At 65.0% G+C, this 16,848-nt stretch carries 15 protein-coding genes; 11 read left to right on the top strand and 4 right to left on the bottom strand.

Annotated elements, in window-relative coordinates; translation table 11 throughout:
• Nucleotides 1–193 precede the first annotated feature (193 nt).
• Nucleotides 194–1,564, bottom strand: coding sequence for a WS/DGAT/MGAT family O-acyltransferase (locus tag ACLD0W_RS05175; RefSeq protein ID WP_410306419.1), 1,371 nt, complete (start codon nucleotides 1,562–1,564; stop codon nucleotides 194–196).
• A gap of 286 nt (nucleotides 1,565–1,850) precedes the next feature.
• On the opposite strand from ACLD0W_RS05175, the gene ACLD0W_RS05180 reads away from it, so the two are divergent.
• Together ACLD0W_RS05180 and ACLD0W_RS05185 are read left to right on the top strand one after the other, a co-directional pair.
• Nucleotides 1,851–4,274, top strand: coding sequence for an ExeM/NucH family extracellular endonuclease (locus ACLD0W_RS05180; protein WP_410306420.1), 2,424 nt, complete (start codon nucleotides 1,851–1,853; stop codon nucleotides 4,272–4,274).
• A 57-nt stretch (nucleotides 4,275–4,331) separates the two neighbouring features.
• Nucleotides 4,332–4,919, top strand: coding sequence for an HAD family hydrolase (locus ACLD0W_RS05185; protein ID WP_410306421.1), 588 nt, complete (start codon nucleotides 4,332–4,334; stop codon nucleotides 4,917–4,919).
• Here the strand turns inward: ACLD0W_RS05185 and ACLD0W_RS05190 are convergent.
• The 3 genes from ACLD0W_RS05190 to ACLD0W_RS05200 form a co-directional block, all read right to left on the bottom strand.
• Nucleotides 4,910–6,724, bottom strand: a complete 1,815-nt coding sequence (locus ACLD0W_RS05190; protein WP_410306422.1) for an acyl-CoA dehydrogenase C-terminal domain-containing protein — start codon at nucleotides 6,722–6,724, stop codon at nucleotides 4,910–4,912. The genes ACLD0W_RS05185 and ACLD0W_RS05190 overlap by 10 nt on opposite strands.
• A 177-nt stretch (nucleotides 6,725–6,901) precedes the next feature.
• The gene (locus ACLD0W_RS05195; RefSeq protein WP_410306423.1) at nucleotides 6,902–7,714 is read right to left on the bottom strand and encodes an SDR family NAD(P)-dependent oxidoreductase; all 813 of its coding nucleotides are present in this window, start codon (nucleotides 7,712–7,714) and stop codon (nucleotides 6,902–6,904) included.
• Nucleotides 7,715–7,727: 13 nt separating this feature from the next.
• A complete protein-coding gene (locus tag ACLD0W_RS05200; protein WP_410306424.1) occupies nucleotides 7,728–9,428 on the bottom strand; it encodes a potassium/proton antiporter in 1,701 nt (566 codons plus the stop codon).
• A gap of 168 nt (nucleotides 9,429–9,596) precedes the next feature.
• Between ACLD0W_RS05200 and mnmG the strand changes: the two genes are divergently transcribed.
• The 9 genes from mnmG (at nucleotide 9,597) to ACLD0W_RS05245 (ending at nucleotide 16,847) form a co-directional block, all read left to right on the top strand.
• Nucleotides 9,597–11,483 (top strand): tRNA uridine-5-carboxymethylaminomethyl(34) synthesis enzyme MnmG, encoded by a 1,887-nt coding sequence (gene mnmG / locus ACLD0W_RS05205; RefSeq protein ID WP_410306425.1) that lies wholly within the window; start codon nucleotides 9,597–9,599, stop codon nucleotides 11,481–11,483.
• Nucleotides 11,480–12,097, top strand: a complete 618-nt coding sequence (rsmG, locus tag ACLD0W_RS05210; protein ID WP_410306426.1) for a 16S rRNA (guanine(527)-N(7))-methyltransferase RsmG — start codon at nucleotides 11,480–11,482, stop codon at nucleotides 12,095–12,097. The genes mnmG and rsmG overlap by 4 nt, the downstream gene beginning before the upstream one ends.
• Nucleotides 12,094–12,900, top strand: a complete 807-nt coding sequence (locus ACLD0W_RS05215; protein ID WP_410306427.1) for a ParA family protein — start codon at nucleotides 12,094–12,096, stop codon at nucleotides 12,898–12,900. The genes rsmG and ACLD0W_RS05215 overlap by 4 nt, the downstream gene beginning before the upstream one ends.
• Before the next feature lie 14 nt (nucleotides 12,901–12,914).
• A complete protein-coding gene (locus tag ACLD0W_RS05220; RefSeq protein ID WP_410306428.1) occupies nucleotides 12,915–13,832 on the top strand; it encodes a ParB/RepB/Spo0J family partition protein in 918 nt (305 codons plus the stop codon).
• A 310-nt stretch (nucleotides 13,833–14,142) separates the two neighbouring features.
• Nucleotides 14,143–14,571, top strand: a complete 429-nt coding sequence (locus ACLD0W_RS05225) for a hypothetical protein (RefSeq protein WP_410306429.1) — start codon at nucleotides 14,143–14,145, stop codon at nucleotides 14,569–14,571.
• Between the two features lie 15 nt (nucleotides 14,572–14,586).
• On the top strand, nucleotides 14,587–15,495 hold the full coding sequence (atpB, locus tag ACLD0W_RS05230; RefSeq protein ID WP_410306430.1) for a F0F1 ATP synthase subunit A: 909 nt from the start codon (nucleotides 14,587–14,589) through the stop codon (nucleotides 15,493–15,495).
• Between the two features lie 45 nt (nucleotides 15,496–15,540).
• Nucleotides 15,541–15,762, top strand: coding sequence for a F0F1 ATP synthase subunit C (gene atpE / locus ACLD0W_RS05235; RefSeq protein WP_067607387.1), 222 nt, complete (start codon nucleotides 15,541–15,543; stop codon nucleotides 15,760–15,762).
• A 58-nt stretch (nucleotides 15,763–15,820) separates the two neighbouring features.
• Nucleotides 15,821–16,291 carry a F0F1 ATP synthase subunit B gene (locus ACLD0W_RS05240; RefSeq protein ID WP_410306431.1) on the top strand — a complete coding sequence of 157 codons (471 nt, stop codon included), beginning with the start codon at nucleotides 15,821–15,823 and terminating at the stop codon, nucleotides 16,289–16,291.
• Between the two features lie 19 nt (nucleotides 16,292–16,310).
• The gene (locus ACLD0W_RS05245) at nucleotides 16,311–16,847 is read left to right on the top strand and encodes a F0F1 ATP synthase subunit delta (protein ID WP_410306432.1); all 537 of its coding nucleotides are present in this window, start codon (nucleotides 16,311–16,313) and stop codon (nucleotides 16,845–16,847) included.
• The last annotated feature ends 1 nt before the right edge of the window (nucleotide 16,848 follow it).

Consider the following 16,848-nt stretch of genomic DNA (forward strand, 5'->3'; position numbering starts at 1 on the left):
CTCAAAACTTTTCATAGGGTGATGCATGCAAACCAGGGGAGGGGTGTTCGGAGACTTCTTGAGCTTCACGCGGAGGAAGGCAACTACCAAAACAGACCACTGCCACAATCTGCAGCCTTTTTGACTTTACCCCCTTTATGCCGCTACACCAACCTTTTTTTGGCGGGCCTTTGGGGCCCCGCCGGAGGCCCGCTCAGCGCAGGCCGCCGGCGATCTCCAGCTCGCGAATGGACTGTTCCAGGTAGTCCAGCAGGCGCTGCATGGAGGGCAGGGTACGGCGGCAGGCGATCAATCCGAACTCGATCTGATCCCGGTAGCTGGTCAGCGTCATGTTCAGGGCGATGCGGTCCAGCACCACCGACACCGGGTACTGGCCATTGAGCTGGGCGCCGTTCCAGTACAGCGGCTCCTTGGGGCCGGGCACGTTGGAAATGATTACATTGAACGCCCGCCAGCGCGGTGCCAGGCCGGTGAGCAGGTTGAGCCCGGTGGGCGCCATGCTCAGAGCGGTAAAATTAAGAATTTCCTCCGGGCTCATCTGCGCGAACCGTTGCTTGGCCTCCTTCACCGAGGCTTGCACCACGCGCAGCCGGTTGGCCGGATCGCACACATGGGTGCCCAGGTTGGCCAGGATCATGGCGATCTGGTTGCCGCCGGCGCTGTCGTCCTTGCGCAGGGACATGGGCACCATGGCGATCAGTGGCTGGTCGGGCAGGGCATTCTGGCTGATCAGATACTCGCGCAGCGCATGGCCGCACATGCTCAGCACCACGTCGTTAAGGGTGCAATTGAAGGCGCTGGCCAGCTTTTTCAGGCGCGGCAGGGAATAGCTCTGGGCGGCGAACCGCCGTGAACCGGTGATGCACTGGTTGAGAATGGTGTCCGGGGCCTGAAAGATGGACACGAAATTGGGATCGTCCTTGGCTTTCTGGGTGACCCGGTAGATTTCCCGGGTCAGCGCCGGCACCGTGGCGAGCTGGCGGCTGGCGCCGGCGGTCAGGCGGGCCAGGCTGCTGACCGCGTCCACCGGGCTGCTCACCCCCCGTCCGCGCTTATTGGGTTTGTAGGCCCACACCGGCGGCAGGTCCCGTTCGTCCGGGTCCGTTGACAGCGCCCGCATGCCCATGCGCATGGCCGAGATGCCGTCCACCATGGAATGGTGGACCTTGGTATAGAGAGCGAACTGGCGGCCGCGAATGCCTTCGATCAGGTGCGCCTCCCAGAGTGGGCGCTCCCGGTCCAGCAGATTGGAATGCTCGGCGGACACCAGCGATAGCAGTTCACGGATGCGGCCCGGCTTGGGCAGGGCCTCGTGGCGGAAATGGTGATCGATGTCGAACTGCTTGTCCTCATCCCAGTGCCACTGGCCCCAGCGGCGCCGCAAGCGTTGGTTGAAGGGCGGTTCGGGACGGCAATAATCACGGATCGACTGCGCCAGCTCACTGACGTATTTGGGGCCGGCGCCCTCGGGGAAAGAAAACAATTGCAGGCCCGCCACGTGCATGGGCTGCTGTCGTTTTTCCAGATACAGGAACAACTGATCCACCGGACTCAGGGTTTTCATGCCATCCTCACTTTTTATCGCCGTCCCGCTCGGGAACAGGACGCGCTATCTCCTTGGCGTTACGGGCCATCTTAGCAGAGCGGCCCGGGTCCTGAATGTGCCTTGCGGTAAACCGGGCTTGGCCCTGGAGCCCACCACTATGTGCGATGTTTCACGTTTTCGGCACTTGCCAATGCCGCTGCAATGGCCGATGCCAAAGTGCCTGCAAGAAGGTTGCCATCCCCATGAAATGGTTTGGTCACGGGCCCTTGTCAGGGTACTCCGATCATCGTTCGCGGAGAGGGTTATGCGCATCTTCATCATGGGGCTGGCCGGGCTGGCAATGGCCTGCAGCGCCCAGGGCAATATTCTGATCAGTGAGTACGTGGAAGGCAGCGGCCAGAACAAAGCGCTGGAGCTGTACAACTCCGGGGATACCAGCCAGAGCCTGAACGGCTACGTGCTGGAGCGCTACAGCAACGGCGCCACCACGGCGAGCAGCAGCCTGGCCCTGGACGGCCAGAACCTGGCCGGCGGTGATGTGCTGGTGATCGTCACCAGCCAGGCCACTGGCACCCTGGCCGGGCTGGCGGACATCACCAGCGCCACCATCAACCACAATGGCGACGACGCCTATGTGCTGCGTAACGCCGACGGCGTGGTGGACAGCTTCGGCCGGGTCGGCGAGGACCCGGGCAGCGCCTGGACCGGGGGTGGCCTGAGCACGGCGGACCGGACTCTGCGCCGCAAGGACAGCGTCACCGGCGGCGATACCGTGATCGACGATGCCTTCGACCCGTCGGCGCAGTGGGTGGGCTTCCCCTCGGATACCCTGGACGGTCTGGGTGAGCCCGGCACCGGCGGCGGTGAAGGCGGCCAGGAGCCGGTGCCCCTGGGCGCCTGCGGCGAGCCGGTGACCCGCATCGCCGCCATTCAGGGCGACGGCGACAGCTCCCCGCTGGACGGCGAGGGCCATGTGATCGAGGCGGTGGTCACCGCCCTGTACCCGGCCTTCGACGGCTTCTATGTGATGGAAACCGAGGCCCACCGGGACGACGACCCGGCCACGTCCGAGGGCCTGTTCATCTATCAACCGGAGGCCGACGTGAGCGCCGGTGACCGGGTGCGGGTGAGCGGCACGGTCAGCGAGTACTACGGCCTTACCCAGATCAGCGCCGACCAGCGGGCGGTCTGCGAGCAGGGCGTGACGGTGACGCCGGTGGTGCTGACCCTGCCGTTCGATGATCTGGCCGACCGGGAAGCCCTGGAAGGCATGCTGGTGAGCGTGGAGCAACCGCTCACCGTGAGCGACAATTACGAGCTGGCCCGCTACGGCAGCATGACGCTGAGCAACGGCCGTCTGTTCAACCCCACCAACGTGGCGGCCCCGGGCGACCCGGCGCGGGCGGTGAAGCAAGCCAATGCCCGTAACCAGGTGCTGCTGGACGATGCCTCCAACGCCCAGAATCCGGCCACGGTGATCTATCCGGAGGGCGGTCTGGCCGCCGACAATACCCTGCGTGCCGGCTATCGCACCCGGCCGTTCCAGGCGGTGTTCACCTACGGCTTCAGCCAATGGCGGCTGCAGCCGGTGGGCGAGGTGCGCTTCGACGCCACCGCCAACCCCCGTGCCCCGGTGCCGGACCGGGCCGCCGGCAGCGACCTTCGGGTGGCCTCCTTCAACGTGCTCAACTACTTCAACGGCGACGGCAACGGCGGCGGCTTCCCCACCGCGCGGGGGGCGAAGAGCAGCGAGGAGCTGAGCCGGCAGCAGGACAAGCTGGTGGCCGCGCTCAACGACATCGACGCCGATGTGGTCGGCCTGATGGAGGTGGAGAACGACGGCTATGGCCCGGACTCCGCCATCGCCCAGCTCACCGCCGCCCTGGGGCCGGCCTGGCGCTACGTGGACCCGGGCCTTGAGCGCCTGGGCGGTGATGCCATCGCCGTGGGGCTGATTTACCGGGGCGATGTGGTCGAGGAGGCGGGCACCGCCGCCACCACCGACGCCGGCGCCTTCGGCAATGCCAGCAACCGCCAGCCGCTGGCCCAGACCTTCCAACCCCTGAACGGCGGCGAGACCCTCACCGTGGTGGTCAACCACTTCAAGTCCAAGGGCAGCTGCCCGGATGACGGCATCAACAGCGCCCAGGGCGACGGCCAGGGCTGCTGGAACGCGGAGCGGGTGGCCGCCGCCGAGCAATTGTTGAGCTGGATGCGGGACGATCCCACCGGTACCGGCGATGGCCATTGGCTGGTGATGGGCGACCTCAACAGTTACGCCCAGGAAGACCCGATCACCACCCTGCGCGACGCCGGCCTGGTGGATCTGATCCAGCGTTTCCAGGGCGAGGACGCCTACAGCTACACCTACCAAGGCGAAGCCGGCTATCTGGACCATGCCCTGGCTTCCGAACGCCTTAATGGCAAGGTGCTGGCCGCCCTGGAATGGCACATCAACGCGGATGAACCGGTGGCGTTTTCCTATCAGCTGCCGGATTACCAGAGTGAAGAGCAACACCAGCGCTACTACGCCGCGGACGCCTGGCGGGCCTCCGACCACGATCCGGTGGTGATCGATATGGCGCTGTCCGCCAACGCCGGCGGCGATCAGCCGGACCAGGACAATGGGGACGATGGCGATAGCGGCGGCGACAGCGGCAGCAACGGCGGCGGCCTGGGCTACGGGCTGCTGGTGGTGCTGGCGGGCCTGCTGCGCCGCCGTCACTGACCGTTGCGCGGTGGCCGGGTACCCTTGGCGCTTGTCATGATCGCCAAGGAGACGTCCATGCCACCGCGCCGTTTTCAGGCCCTGCTGTTCGACCTCGACGGTACCCTGGTGGATACCCGCCTGGATTTCGCCGCCCTGCGCGGGGAGCTGGGTTTTCCGGAAGGCATCGGCCTGCTGGAGCACCTGGAGACCCTGCCGCCGGAGCAGGCCAGCCACGCCCGGCGGGTGATCCATCGCCATGAAATGGCCGGCGCCGAGGCCGCCACCTGGATCGACGGTGCCGAGGCGTTGCTGGCGGCGCTGCGCCGCCACGGCGTGCCCACCGCCATTCTTACCCGTAACAGCCGCGCCGCCGTGGCGCGTACCGATCAGGTGCTGGGGTTGCCGGTGGACCTGATTCTGACCCGCGAGGATTGCGCGCCCAAACCGCATCCGGAAGGACTGCTGCGGATCGCCGACCGGCTACGGCTGGTGCCGGCGGAGTGCCTGTATGTGGGGGATTTCGTCTACGATCTGCAGGCGGCGCGAAACGCCGGTATGGCGGCGGGATTACTGCTCAACGGGGGCAACGGACAGTTCGCCGATCAGGCCGACCTGGTGGTCGGCCATCTCGTTGAACTGCTGGATCACACGGCTTACTCGTAGTCGAACGAGAAATGCTCCGGCGCCAGCTGCATGGTGCTTTTGGTGGATTTGAGGGCGGCGTCCGCGTGGCCCTTGGCGGCGGGCAGCATGCGCTCGAAGAAGAACTCCGCGGTGGCCAGCTTGGCCTGGTAGAACTCCTTCGGCTCGTTGCCGCCGTGGGCCAGCTTGTCCCGCGCCACCTTGGCCTGCAGGGCCCAGAAGTAGGCCATCATGGCGTAGCCGGAATACATCAGGAAATCGTAGCTGGCGGTGCCGACCATCTCCCGGTCCTTGGCGGCGATCAGCATGATGCGGGTGGTCAGGTAATTCCACTCGGCGGCGATCTTCAGCAGCTTCCAGGCATAGGGGCGCAGTTCGCCGTCGGTGAGGTGCTTGCGACCGAAATCGAGCAGTTTCCTGGAAAAATCGCGCACGCACTTGCCACGACTGGACAGCAGCACCTTGCGGCCCAGCAGGTCCAGGGCCTGGATCCCGGTGGTCCCTTCATAGAGCGTGGCGATGCGCGCGTCGCGCACGATCTGCTCCATGCCGTGTTCCTTGATGTAGCCGTGGCCGCCGAAGATCTGCATGGCGTCGTTGGCCACTTCCAGACCTTTCTCGGTGAGGAAGCCCTTGAGGATCGGGGTCAGGAAACCCAGCTCGCTGTCCCAGCGGTCGTACTTGTCCTTGTCGTCTTCCAGGATGCCGGAAATCATGTGGTCGGCGTACTGGGCGGCGAAGTAGATCATCGCCCGGCCGCCTTCGGCGATGGCCTTCTGCTTGAGCAGCATGCGGCGCACGTCGCCGTGGTGAATCAGGGCGTCGGCCACCGCGTCCGGGTCTTTCTTGCCGGACAGGGCGCGCATGGAGCGGCGCTCCTTGGCGTAGGGCAGTGAGCCCTGGTAGGCCAGTTCCGCGTGGGCGATGCCCTGGCAGGCGGTGCCGATGCGCGCCGAGTTCATGAAGGTGAACATGCACTCCAGGCCCTGGTTGGCCGGGCCGATCAGGTAACCGGTGGCGCCGTCGAAGTTGATCACGCAGGTGGCGGACGCCTTGATGCCCATTTTCTTTTCCAGGGAACCGCAGGTCACGCCGTTGTCCTCGCCGATCTGGCCGGGCAGGTACTTGGGCACGATGAACAGGGAGATGCCCTTGGTGCCCTTGGGCGCGTCCGGCAGGCGGGCCAGCACGATGTGCACGATGTTCTCGGTGAGATCGTGGTCGCCGGAGGAAATGAAGATCTTGGTGCCGGTGAGCTTGTAGGAGCCGTCGTCCTGGGGCTCGGCCTTGGTTTTCACCTGGCCCAGGTCGGTGCCGCACTGGGGCTCGGTGAGGCACATGGTGCCCGCCCAGGTGCCCTCGGTGAGCTTGCTCAGATAAGTCTGTTTCTGCTCTTCATCGCCGTGCAGCTGAATGGTGTTCATGGCGCCCAGGGACAGGCCCGGGTACATGGCGAAGGACCAGTTGGCGGCGCCCAGCATTTCCTGCTTGAACAGGTTCAGGGACATGGGCAGACCCTGGCCACCGTACTCGGTGGGGTGGGACAGGCCCTGCCAGCCGCCGGCCACGTACTCCTGGTAGGCTTCCTTGTAGCCCTTGGGCGTGGTCACCTGCCCGTCTTCCAGCTTGCACCCTTCCTCGTCGCCGCTCTGGTAGAGCGGCGCGATGGTGTTTTCACACAGGCGCGCCAGTTCGCCGAGAATCGCCTCCACCATATCCGGGGTGGCTTCCTCGCCGTTGGGCAGGGTCTTGTAGTGACTCTCGAAGTCGAACACTTCGTTGATCAGGAAGCGCATGTCGCGCAGGGGAGCCTTGTAGGTCGGCATAGCACACTCTCTGTTCGCAATGCGGGCCGCGCCCGTGTCGGGCGGGGTCGTCGTATGGCAGGCAATGTTAGCGAACGAGCGTTGACTGACATTGACGGCGAAGCGAAGGCCGCCGGCTGTAGGGTGAATCGCCGGTCATGCCTTCGCTTGCGAACAGGTATGCACAAAATGGAAAGGTCAGCCCTGCTTGCCCTTCCAGCTGTACATGGAGGTGGACACGCCGGTGCGCCGCGCCACCTGATCCCACACGCGGCGGGGCAGAACGCCCTTGAGCAGTTCCACGGAGCGGGCCATGGGCGGCTCGATCACGAATGCCTCGCCCTTGGCGACGCCGCGCAGAATGCTGTCGGCCACCCGGTCCGGGGTGAGCATGGGAGAAAACAGCGGGGTCTTCACGCCCTTGAACATGCCGGTGGCGATGTAGCTCGGGCACACGGTGGTGACCTTGACGTGGCGCTGGCCCCGTTCCGCCAGTTCCAGGCGCAGGGATTCGGAAAAGCCCACCACCGCCCACTTGCTGGCCGCGTAGGTGCTGCCATAGGGCAGGCCGATAAAGGCGGAGGCGCTGGCGATGTTGACCAGATGGGCGCGGTCGGCGGCCAGCAGATCCGCCATGAAGGCGTGGCTGCAGGCCATCAGGCCCTCGGCGTTGACCTTGAAGGTGTCCAGGTGCTGCTGCAGGTCGACCTGTTCGAACTCGCCGCCGTGCACCACCCCGGCGTTGTTCACCAGGATGCTGATCGGGCCCCGTTCCTCATGCAGCTGGTCGCGAAACTTCGCGATCGAGGCGATCTTGCTGACGTCCAGGGTGTAGGCATGGGCGTTGCCGCCGGCATTGGCGATGTGATCCACCACCTCGCGGGCGGCGGCGATGCGCCGGGCGGTGACGATCACCTCGGCACCGTGGGCGGCGAACTTCTCCGCCATTAATTGGCCGATGCCCGCGCCGGCGCCGGTGATCAGGACACGGTGGTTGTCGAAACGGGGCATGGGTCCATCCTCTTTATTTGGGCAATTTGATGCCGATCAGGACCACGCGGCCCTGTTCCACGGTGCGGGCGCGCAGCTTCAGGCCGCTCAGACGCAGGGTGTCGCCCACCACCGCCTGGTGGCCGAACCGACGTTCGAACAGGGCTTCCACGGTGAGCCCTTCCAGGGCCGGGTCCGGTTTTTCCATCCCGTACACCGCCACCAGCTGGTCCACCGGCACGCTGCCGCGCAGAAAGAATTCACCGTAATAGCGTTTCTCGTCCTTGGAAAGGCGGTGACACAGATCCGACAGATAATCCTTCTCCGCCACCGGCGCCAGCCAGGTCACCAGATCGCCGGCTTCGATCACCGGATCCTCCGCCAGGTTGCGGAACTCCTGATTACGGATGATCAGCAATGGCGTGATGCGCGGGCTGGTGATGGCGCCCAGGTGCTGACCCTCGGCCTTGGCCCCGGCGTCCACCTCGAACTGCATCAGGTAGCGGTCGCCGGAGGCGGCCAGGGGCACCATTTGCCGGGGCGGTGTGGTGGCCGGTACCGACACCTTCAGCCAGCGCGCCACATAGCGCAGGCTGGTGCCCTGGGCGAGCAGCGAAATCAGCACCACCACCAGGGTGATGTCGAACAGCAGCCGGGTCTGGCCGACCCCGGCCAGCAGCGGGAACACCGCCAGCACGATGGGCACCGCCCCGCGCAGGCCGGTCCAGGCGATGAACAGCTCCTCCCGCCAGCTGAAGCGGAACGGCCGCAGGCTCACCCACACCGACAGAGGGCGTGCCACGATCATCAGGAAGGCCGCCACCATCAGGGCGTCCACCAGGCTGTCGCCCATTTCCGAGGGCGTCACCAGCAGCCCCAGCATCAGGAACATGCCGGACTGGGCCAGCCAGGCCATGGAGTCCATGGAACGCAGCACGTTATCGCCGGTGCCGCCGCGCCGGTTGCCGGCCACCAGGCCGGCCAGGTAGATGGCCAGGAAGCCGCTGCCGCCGGCCAGGTTGGTGAGCGCGAACACCATGGCGCCGCCGCTGCACAGCAGCAAGGCATGCAGTCCCTCGTTGCTGCGCACGCGCAGCAGGATCTCGCTGAGCAGGGCGCCCAGGCTCAGGCCCATCAAGATGCCCAGGCCGAATTGCTGCACCAGGGTGATCAGCATGTTCAGGCCCAGGCCCATCTCCGGGTTCACCAGCACTTCCACCAGCATCAGGGTGATGAAGATGGCCATCGGGTCGTTGAGGCCGGACTCGATCTCCAGGGTGCTGGCCACCCGTTCGTTGAGCGTGACCCCGGCGCCCTTGACCACATTGAATACGGCGGCGGCGTCGGTGGAGCCGATGATGCCGCCCAGCAGCAGCCCCAGCCGCCAGTCCACGCCGATCACCCAGGTGGCGAAGGCGCCCACCAGGGAGGCGGACAGGGCCACGCCCAGGGTGGCCAGGGTCAGCGCCGGGCGCAGCGCCAGCCGGAAGGTACTGAGCCGGGTGCGCAGGCCGCCGTCCAGCAGGATCACCGCCAGGGCGATGTTGCTCACCACATAGGCCAGGGAAAAGTCATCGAACCGAATGCCGCCAATGCCGTCCTCGCCGGCGAACATGCCGACCAGCAAAAACACCAGCAGGGAGGGAACGCCCACCCGGGAACTGATCGACCCGAGCAGCAGGCCGGTGAACATCAGCCCGGTTCCCACCAGCAAGAAAAGGTTCAATGAATCCAAATGCGCTCCTGGAATATGAAACAGCGGGTTAAGGTTGGAACATTATATAGGAAGGTGGAGCCGCCTACATGTGCGCCGGCCTTTATTTTAGCCACATTGAGACTATACTAGCGCGCCCGATCTGGTCATATTTTAGACGCCCCTCCCCGGGCGAAGGTAGAGCATCCCATGGAATACCCCCATCGATTCGGCGTTATCGTGATTGGCGGCGGCCACGCCGGCACCGAGGCGGCCCTGGCGGCGGCGCGCATGGGCGTGGATACGGTGCTGCTCACCCACAATATCGAAACCCTGGGCCAGATGAGCTGCAACCCGGCCATCGGCGGCATCGGCAAAAGCCACCTGGTGCGCGAGATTGACGCCCTGGGCGGCGCCATGGCCCGCGCCACCGACCTGGGCGGCATCCAGTTCCGCGTGCTCAACGCCCGCAAGGGCCCGGCGGTGCGTGCCACCCGCGCCCAGGCGGACCGGGTGCGCTACAAGGCGGCGATCCGTGGCATCCTCGAAAACCAGCCCAATCTGACCCTGTTCCAGCAGGCGGTGGACGACCTGATCGTGGAAAACGGCCGCTGCGTGGGCGCGGTCACCAATATGGGGCTGCGTTTCCACGCCGACGCGGTGGTGCTCACCGCCGGTACCTTCCTGGGCGGCGTGATCCACGTGGGCCTGGACAACCACCAGGGCGGGCGCGCCGGCGACCAGCCGTCCAACGCCCTGGCCCGGCGCCTGCGCGAGCTGCCGTTCCGGGTCGACCGCCTGAAGACCGGCACGCCGCCGCGCATCGACGGCAAGACCGTGGACTTCTCGGTGATGGAAGAGCAGTGGGGCGACGACCCGGTGCCGGTGATGAGCTACCTGGGCAAGGTGGAGGAACACCCGCGCCAGGTGTGCTGCTACATTACCCACACCAACGAACACACCCACGACATCATCCGCTCCGGGTTCGACCGCAGCCCCATGTTCACCGGTGTCATCGAAGGCACCGGCCCGCGCTACTGTCCGTCCATCGAGGACAAGGTCAACCGCTACCCGGACAAGAACAGCCACCAGATCTTCGTCGAGCCGGAAGGGCTGGACACCCATGAACTGTACCCCAACGGTATTTCCACCAGTTTACCGTTTGATGTGCAGATGGCGGCGGTGCGCTCCATCCGCGGCTTCGAGAACGCCCGCATCACGCGCCCCGGCTACGCCATCGAGTACGACTATTTCAACCCGCAGGACCTCAAGCACAGCCTGGAAACCAGGCACATGCCCGGGCTGTTCTTCGCCGGCCAGATCAACGGCACCACCGGCTACGAGGAAGCCGGGGCCCAGGGTCTGCTGGCGGGCCTGAACGCGGCCCTGCTGAGTCAGGAAAAAGAGGCCTGGGCACCGCGCCGTGACGAGGCCTACCTGGGCGTGCTGGTGGACGACCTGATCACCATGGGCACCCGGGAGCCCTACCGCATGTTCACCAGCCGTGCTGAATACCGGCTGCTGCTGCGCGAGGACAACGCCGACCTGCGCCTCACCGAAAAAGGCCGCCAGCTGGGTCTGGTGGACGACGCCCGCTGGGCCGCCTATGTGGCCAAACGGGAGGGCATGGAGCAGGAACAGGCGCGGCTGAAGGCCACCTTCGTGCGCCCGGGCACCGCCGAGGCGGAGCGCGTCAATGCCCTGCTGGACAAACCGCTGCCCCACGAATACAGCCTGATGGACCTGCTCAAGCGCCCGGAGCTGAGCTACCGGCCGCTGACCGAGGCCGCCGGCCTGGCGCCGATGGCGGACGCGGTGGTGGAGCAGGTGGAAATCGCCGCCAAGTACGCCGGCTATATCGACCGCCAGGAAGCGGAGATCGCCAAGCTGCGCGCCGCCGAGGACCAGCCCCTGCCGGAGGACTTCGATTACGGCGCGGTGAAGGGCCTCTCCAATGAGGTGAAACAGAAGCTGGGCGAGGTGCGGCCGGCCACCCTGGGCCAGGCCGGGCGCATCCCCGGCGTGACCCCGGCGGCGATTTCCCTGCTGCTGATCTACCTGAAGAAGCACCGGCACCAGACGGCCCGCCAGGCATGACCGACCGGGACCGTCTGCAAGACGGCCTGCGCGATCTGGGCGTGGCCCTGGACGCGGACCAGGTCACGGCGCTGCTCAGCTACCGTGACCTGCTGGTGAAATGGAACCGGGCGTTCAATCTCACCGCCGTGCGCGAGCCCGGCGAGATGGTCGCCCGGCACCTGCTCGATTCCCTGGCGGTGCTGCCCCATCTGGACGACGGCGACACCCTGGACGTGGGCACCGGCGCCGGCCTGCCCGGCATTCCCCTGGCCATCGCCCGGCCCGGGCAGCGCTTCGTTCTGCTCGACGGCAACGGCAAGAAAGCGCGCTTCGTGCGCCAGGCCAGGCGGGAGCTGGGCCTGGACAACGTGGAGGTTGTGCATGCCCGCGTGGAACAGTACCGTAATGCTCCATCGCAGATTATCAGCCGTGCCTTTGCCGCCCTGCCCGACATCCTGGCGGTGACGGAGCCGCTGATCGCGCCGCATACCCGCGTTCTGGCTATGAAAGCCGCCGCCGCGGAGCGCGAACTGGCCGAGCTGCCGGCCGGCTGGACCGCGCGCGTGGAACCTCTGTCCGTGCCGGGGCTGGACGAGACCCGTGTGCTGGTGATCATAAGGAGATCGCAGTGACCACCGTTTTTGCCATTGCCAACCAGAAAGGCGGAGTGGGCAAGACCACCAGCAGCGTCAACCTGGCCGCCTCCCTGGCGGCCACGCGCAAAAAGGTCCTGCTGGTGGACATCGATCCCCAGGGCAACGCCACCAGCGGCGCCGGGGTGGACAAGTACGAGCCGGACTACACCATCCTCGAAGTGCTCACCGGCGAGGTGGACGTGGAACAGGCGGTGGTCGAGACCCCGGAGTCGTCCGGCTTCAAACTGATCGCCGCCAATGGCGACCTGACCGCCGCCGAGGTGCAGCTGCTTGATATGAAGCTGCGCGAGTTCCGGCTGCGTAACGCCCTGGCGCGAATCCGCGACGAATACGACTACATCATCATCGACTGCCCGCCATCGCTGAACATGCTCACCGTCAACGCGCTCACCGCGGCGGACTCGGTGATCGTGCCGATCCAGTGCGAATACTATGCTCTGGAAGGGCTCACCTCGCTGATGAACACCATCGAGAAGATCCGCTCGGTGCTGAACCCCAAGCTGCATATCGGTGGCCTGCTGCGCACCATGTACGACCCGCGCAACAGTCTTTCCAACGATGTCTCCAATCAGCTGATCAGCCATTTCGGCGACAAGGTCTACCGCACCATCATCCCGCGTAACGTGCGGCTGGCGGAGGCACCCAGCCATGGCGCGCCGGTGATCACCTATGATTCCAAGTCCCGGGGCGCGGTCAGTTACCTGGCCCTGGCCGGCGAAATCCTGCGCCGCGAACAGGCCATGCAGAAGACCCCGCAGGCCTCCGCACGAACCGACTGAAGTGAGATCCGATTATGGCGGCAAAGCGTAAACGCGGGCTGAGCAAGGGGCTGGATGCTCTGTTGAGCAGCAACGCGGCCTACCAGGACCATCCGGACGAGGTCAGCCTGGAGGGCGGTGAGGCCGCCGCCGACCGTGGCCAGCGTCCGCCCCGGGACGGCGAACTGCGCCACCTGCCGGTGGAGTTCATGCAGCGGGGCCGCTATCAGCCGCGCCGCGACATGTCCCCCGACGCCCTGGAAGAGCTGGCTGAATCGATCCGCGCCCAGGGCGTGATGCAGCCCATCGTGGTACGCCCCCTGGGTGAGGACCGCTACGAGATCATCGCCGGCGAACGGCGCTGGCGGGCCGCGCAGATGGCCGAGCTGGACACGATTCCCGCGGTGATCCGCGATGTGCCCGACGAAGCCGCCATCGCCATGGCGCTGATCGAGAACATCCAGCGCGAGAACCTCAACCCCATGGAAGAGGCGCTGGCGCTGTCCCGGCTCAAGGAGGAATTCGGCCTCACCCACCAGCAGGTGGCCGACGCGGTGGGCAAGTCCCGGGCCATGGTGACCAACCTGCTGCGCCTGATGAGCCTGGAAGCGGACGTCAAGAAGCTGCTCGAACACGGCGACCTGGAGATGGGCCACGCCCGGGCGCTGCTGGCGCTGACCGGCCAGAAACAGGTGGAAGCGGCGCGGGCGGTGGTGGCCAAGGGGCTTTCGGTACGCCAGACCGAGGCCCTGGTGCGCGAGTTCGAGAAAGAGAAGCCGGCCAGGACCGCGCCCCCCCGGGAAGACCCCAATGTGCGTCATCTGCTCAATGACCTGTCCGAGCGCCTGGGCGCGCCGGTGCAGATCCAGCAGGGCACGGGCAGCAAGGGCAAGCTGGTGATCAGCTACAACAACCTGGATGAACTGGACGGCATTCTCGCCCACATCAAATAAGCGTCTTTCTTCAACGGGTGGACGTTTTTGCTTGCCTATTTATCAACTCGCTTGACGCAGTGGTCGGAGAGGCGTATCAATACGGTTTATCTCCGGCCACAAAACCACTTGATTTGTATAGATTCCCTCCTAAGTAGAGCGTCCGTTCAAATTTTACGCCGAATCCGGTCCTTTCGGGCCAAACAATCGACCCTCGCCGGTTGATACCGATATACCTTCCCCATATACTTCCCGCGCCAAAGATCAGGGGGTACCCGCGACCTTCTCCTGACACGCTCCGGCGGCGTCAGCAGCGACACACGGGAGCACGGTGGCCAATTTCGACGAACGAGCCCGCAGAACACTGTTCTGGGGCTTGATGCGCGCGCAGATTTTAAGCGCCATGACCTTCGCCGTACTGGTCGTCGTCATCGCCGGCGCCAGTCTGGGCCTCGCGGCCGCCTGGGGCGGCACTATCAGCCTGATCGCATACGCCTGGGGTGGCTTCCAAGTGTGGCTACACCCGGGCAACCGCGCGCCTGAACGCATGGCGGGCGCCGCCATGCGGGCGGAAGCCGGCAAGGTGGTGATCATGGTGGCGCTGTTCGGCCTGACCTTCGCGAAGGTGCCGGCGTCGCGCGAACTGACACATGTAGTGGTTCTGTTTCTGGGGTTCCTGCTGGCGCAGATCGCCGGTTGGGTTCAGGTGGCGCGCCTGGACCACCGCCTGGGAGCGGAACGGGACGGGCAAGACGACTAGACTGTAGGTATTGATATGGCAGCGAGCTCCGCCAGCGAGTACATCAAGCACCATCTGGGAAATCTCACCTATGGCCAATTGCCCGCCGGCTATGAGCGGACCTGTCACGGTCACGACCAGACCCTGAACGACGCCACCTGGACGTTCGCCTGTAACGCCCAGGAAGCCAGCGACATGGGCTTCGCCGCCTTCCACGTGGATTCCCTGGCCTGGTCCGGCGGTCTCGGCATTCTGATGTGTTTGCTGTTCTGGCTGATGGCCCGCAAGGCCAGCCCCAATACCCCTTCCGGCATGCTCAACTTCGTGGAAATGATCATCGAGTTCATCGACACCCAGGTGCGCGACTCGTTCCACGGCAAGAGCAAACTGATCGCCCCGCTGTCGCTGGTGATCTTCTGCTGGGTGTTCCTGATGAACCTGATGGACCTGATCCCGGTGGATTGGGTGCCGCTCACCTTCCAGTGGATCATGACCACCTTCTTCGGCTGGTCCGCCCACGAAGCGTACTTCCGCATCGTGCCGACCACCGACCCCAACATCACCATGTCCATGTCGATCTGCGTGTTCTTCCTGGTGGTGTTCTACAGCATCAAGGTGAAGGGCGTGGGCGGCTTCATGGCGGAGCTGAGCTTCAAGCCGTTCGAAGCCAAGGGCGCGCTGGGCAAAATCATCCTGCTGCCGATCAACCTGGTACTGGAAGTCCTGGCCCTGCTGGCCAAGCCGGTGTCCCTGGGCTTGCGGCTGTTCGGCAACATGTATGCCGGCGAATTCGTATTCATCCTGGTGGCCGCGATGATGGGCACCTGGCAGGCCGTGGCGGCCTGGCCCTGGGCGGTGTTCCACATCCTCGTGATCACCCTGCAGGCGTTTATCTTCATGGTGCTGACCATCGTCTACCTGAGCATGGCGGTGGAAGAGCACTAAGCAACGTTTCCTAACTCAACTGAAGCACTTAACGGGAGTGTAAAGATGGAAGATGTAAACCTTCTCGCGGCGGCGCTGGTTGCTGGCATGGCGGGTATCGGCGCTGGTATCGGCTTCGGTCTGATGGGCGGTCGTTTCCTGGAGTCCGTGGCACGTCAGCCGGAACTGGGTCCTATGCTGCAAACCCGCATGTTCATTATCGCGGGCCTGCTGGACGCCGTGCCGATTATCGGTATCGCCATCGCCTTCCTGTTGATTTTCCAGTAAGACGGGATTCAAACCGAGCCCCGGTTCAGGGAAATCCACGTAATGCTGAGGTGTTGGCATGAACATTAATGCGACACTGATCGGCCAGGCCATCTGGTTCGCTCTGTTCGTTTTCTTCTGTATGAAGTTCGTCTGGCCGCCCATTTCCCGGGCCCTGGACGAGCGCAAACAGAAGATCGCCGAAGGTTTGAGCGCCGCTGACCGTGCCGAACGGGATCTGGAGCTGGCGCAGGAAAAAGCCTCCGCCAATCTGAAGGAAGCCAAGGACAAGGCGTCCGAGATCATTGAGCAGGCCAACCGGCGCGCCAATCAGATCGTCGAGGAAGCCAAGGATCAGGCCCGTACCGAAGGTGAGCGCCTGATCGCCAAGGCCCAGTCCGAGATCGATCAGGAAATCAACCGCGCCCGCGAAGAGCTGCGTAAAGAGGTGTCCGCCCTGGCATTGAGCGGTGCCGAGAAAGTGCTGGCCCGCGAAGTGAACCGCGACAGTCACAAGCAGCTGCTCGACGAGCTGGCGGCTCAACTCTGAGTGATACGGATGGCACCCCATGGCTGAATTGACCACCATCGCACGTCCCTACGCCAAAGCCGCGTTCCTTTTCGCGAAGGAAAACAACGGCCTGGCGGAATGGGAACAGATGCTGGATCTGGCGGCGACCGTGGCGCAGGACGCCACCGTGCGCGCCTATCTGGACCAGCCGGAGCTGGATCGTGCCCAGCAGGCCGAAGCCTTTATTCAGGTCTGCGGTGACGAGCTCAGTGAAGGCGCCCGCAATTTCATCGCCCAGCTGGCGGCCAACAAACGTCTTGATTTGTTGCCCACCATTCGCGCGTTGTTCCACGAACTGCTGGCCGCCGATCAGCGCATCACCGATGTGGAACTGATCGCCGCGTTCGAGCTGGAAGACGCCGAAACCGACAAGCTGGTGGCGGCGCTCAAGGAGCGCTTGGGCCGGGACGTGCAGGTGTCCACTTCCGTGGACGAGTCACTCATTGGTGGCGTGCTGGTACGAGCCGGCGATACGGTAATTGATGGCAGTGTGCGCGGCCGGCTTTCCCGCCTCGCCGAGCAACTGAACTCTTGAG

Origin of the sequence: Alloalcanivorax sp. C16-1, assembly GCF_046507805.1 — a bacterium.
In the GTDB taxonomy this organism is placed as follows: domain Bacteria; phylum Pseudomonadota; class Gammaproteobacteria; order Pseudomonadales; family Alcanivoracaceae; genus Alloalcanivorax.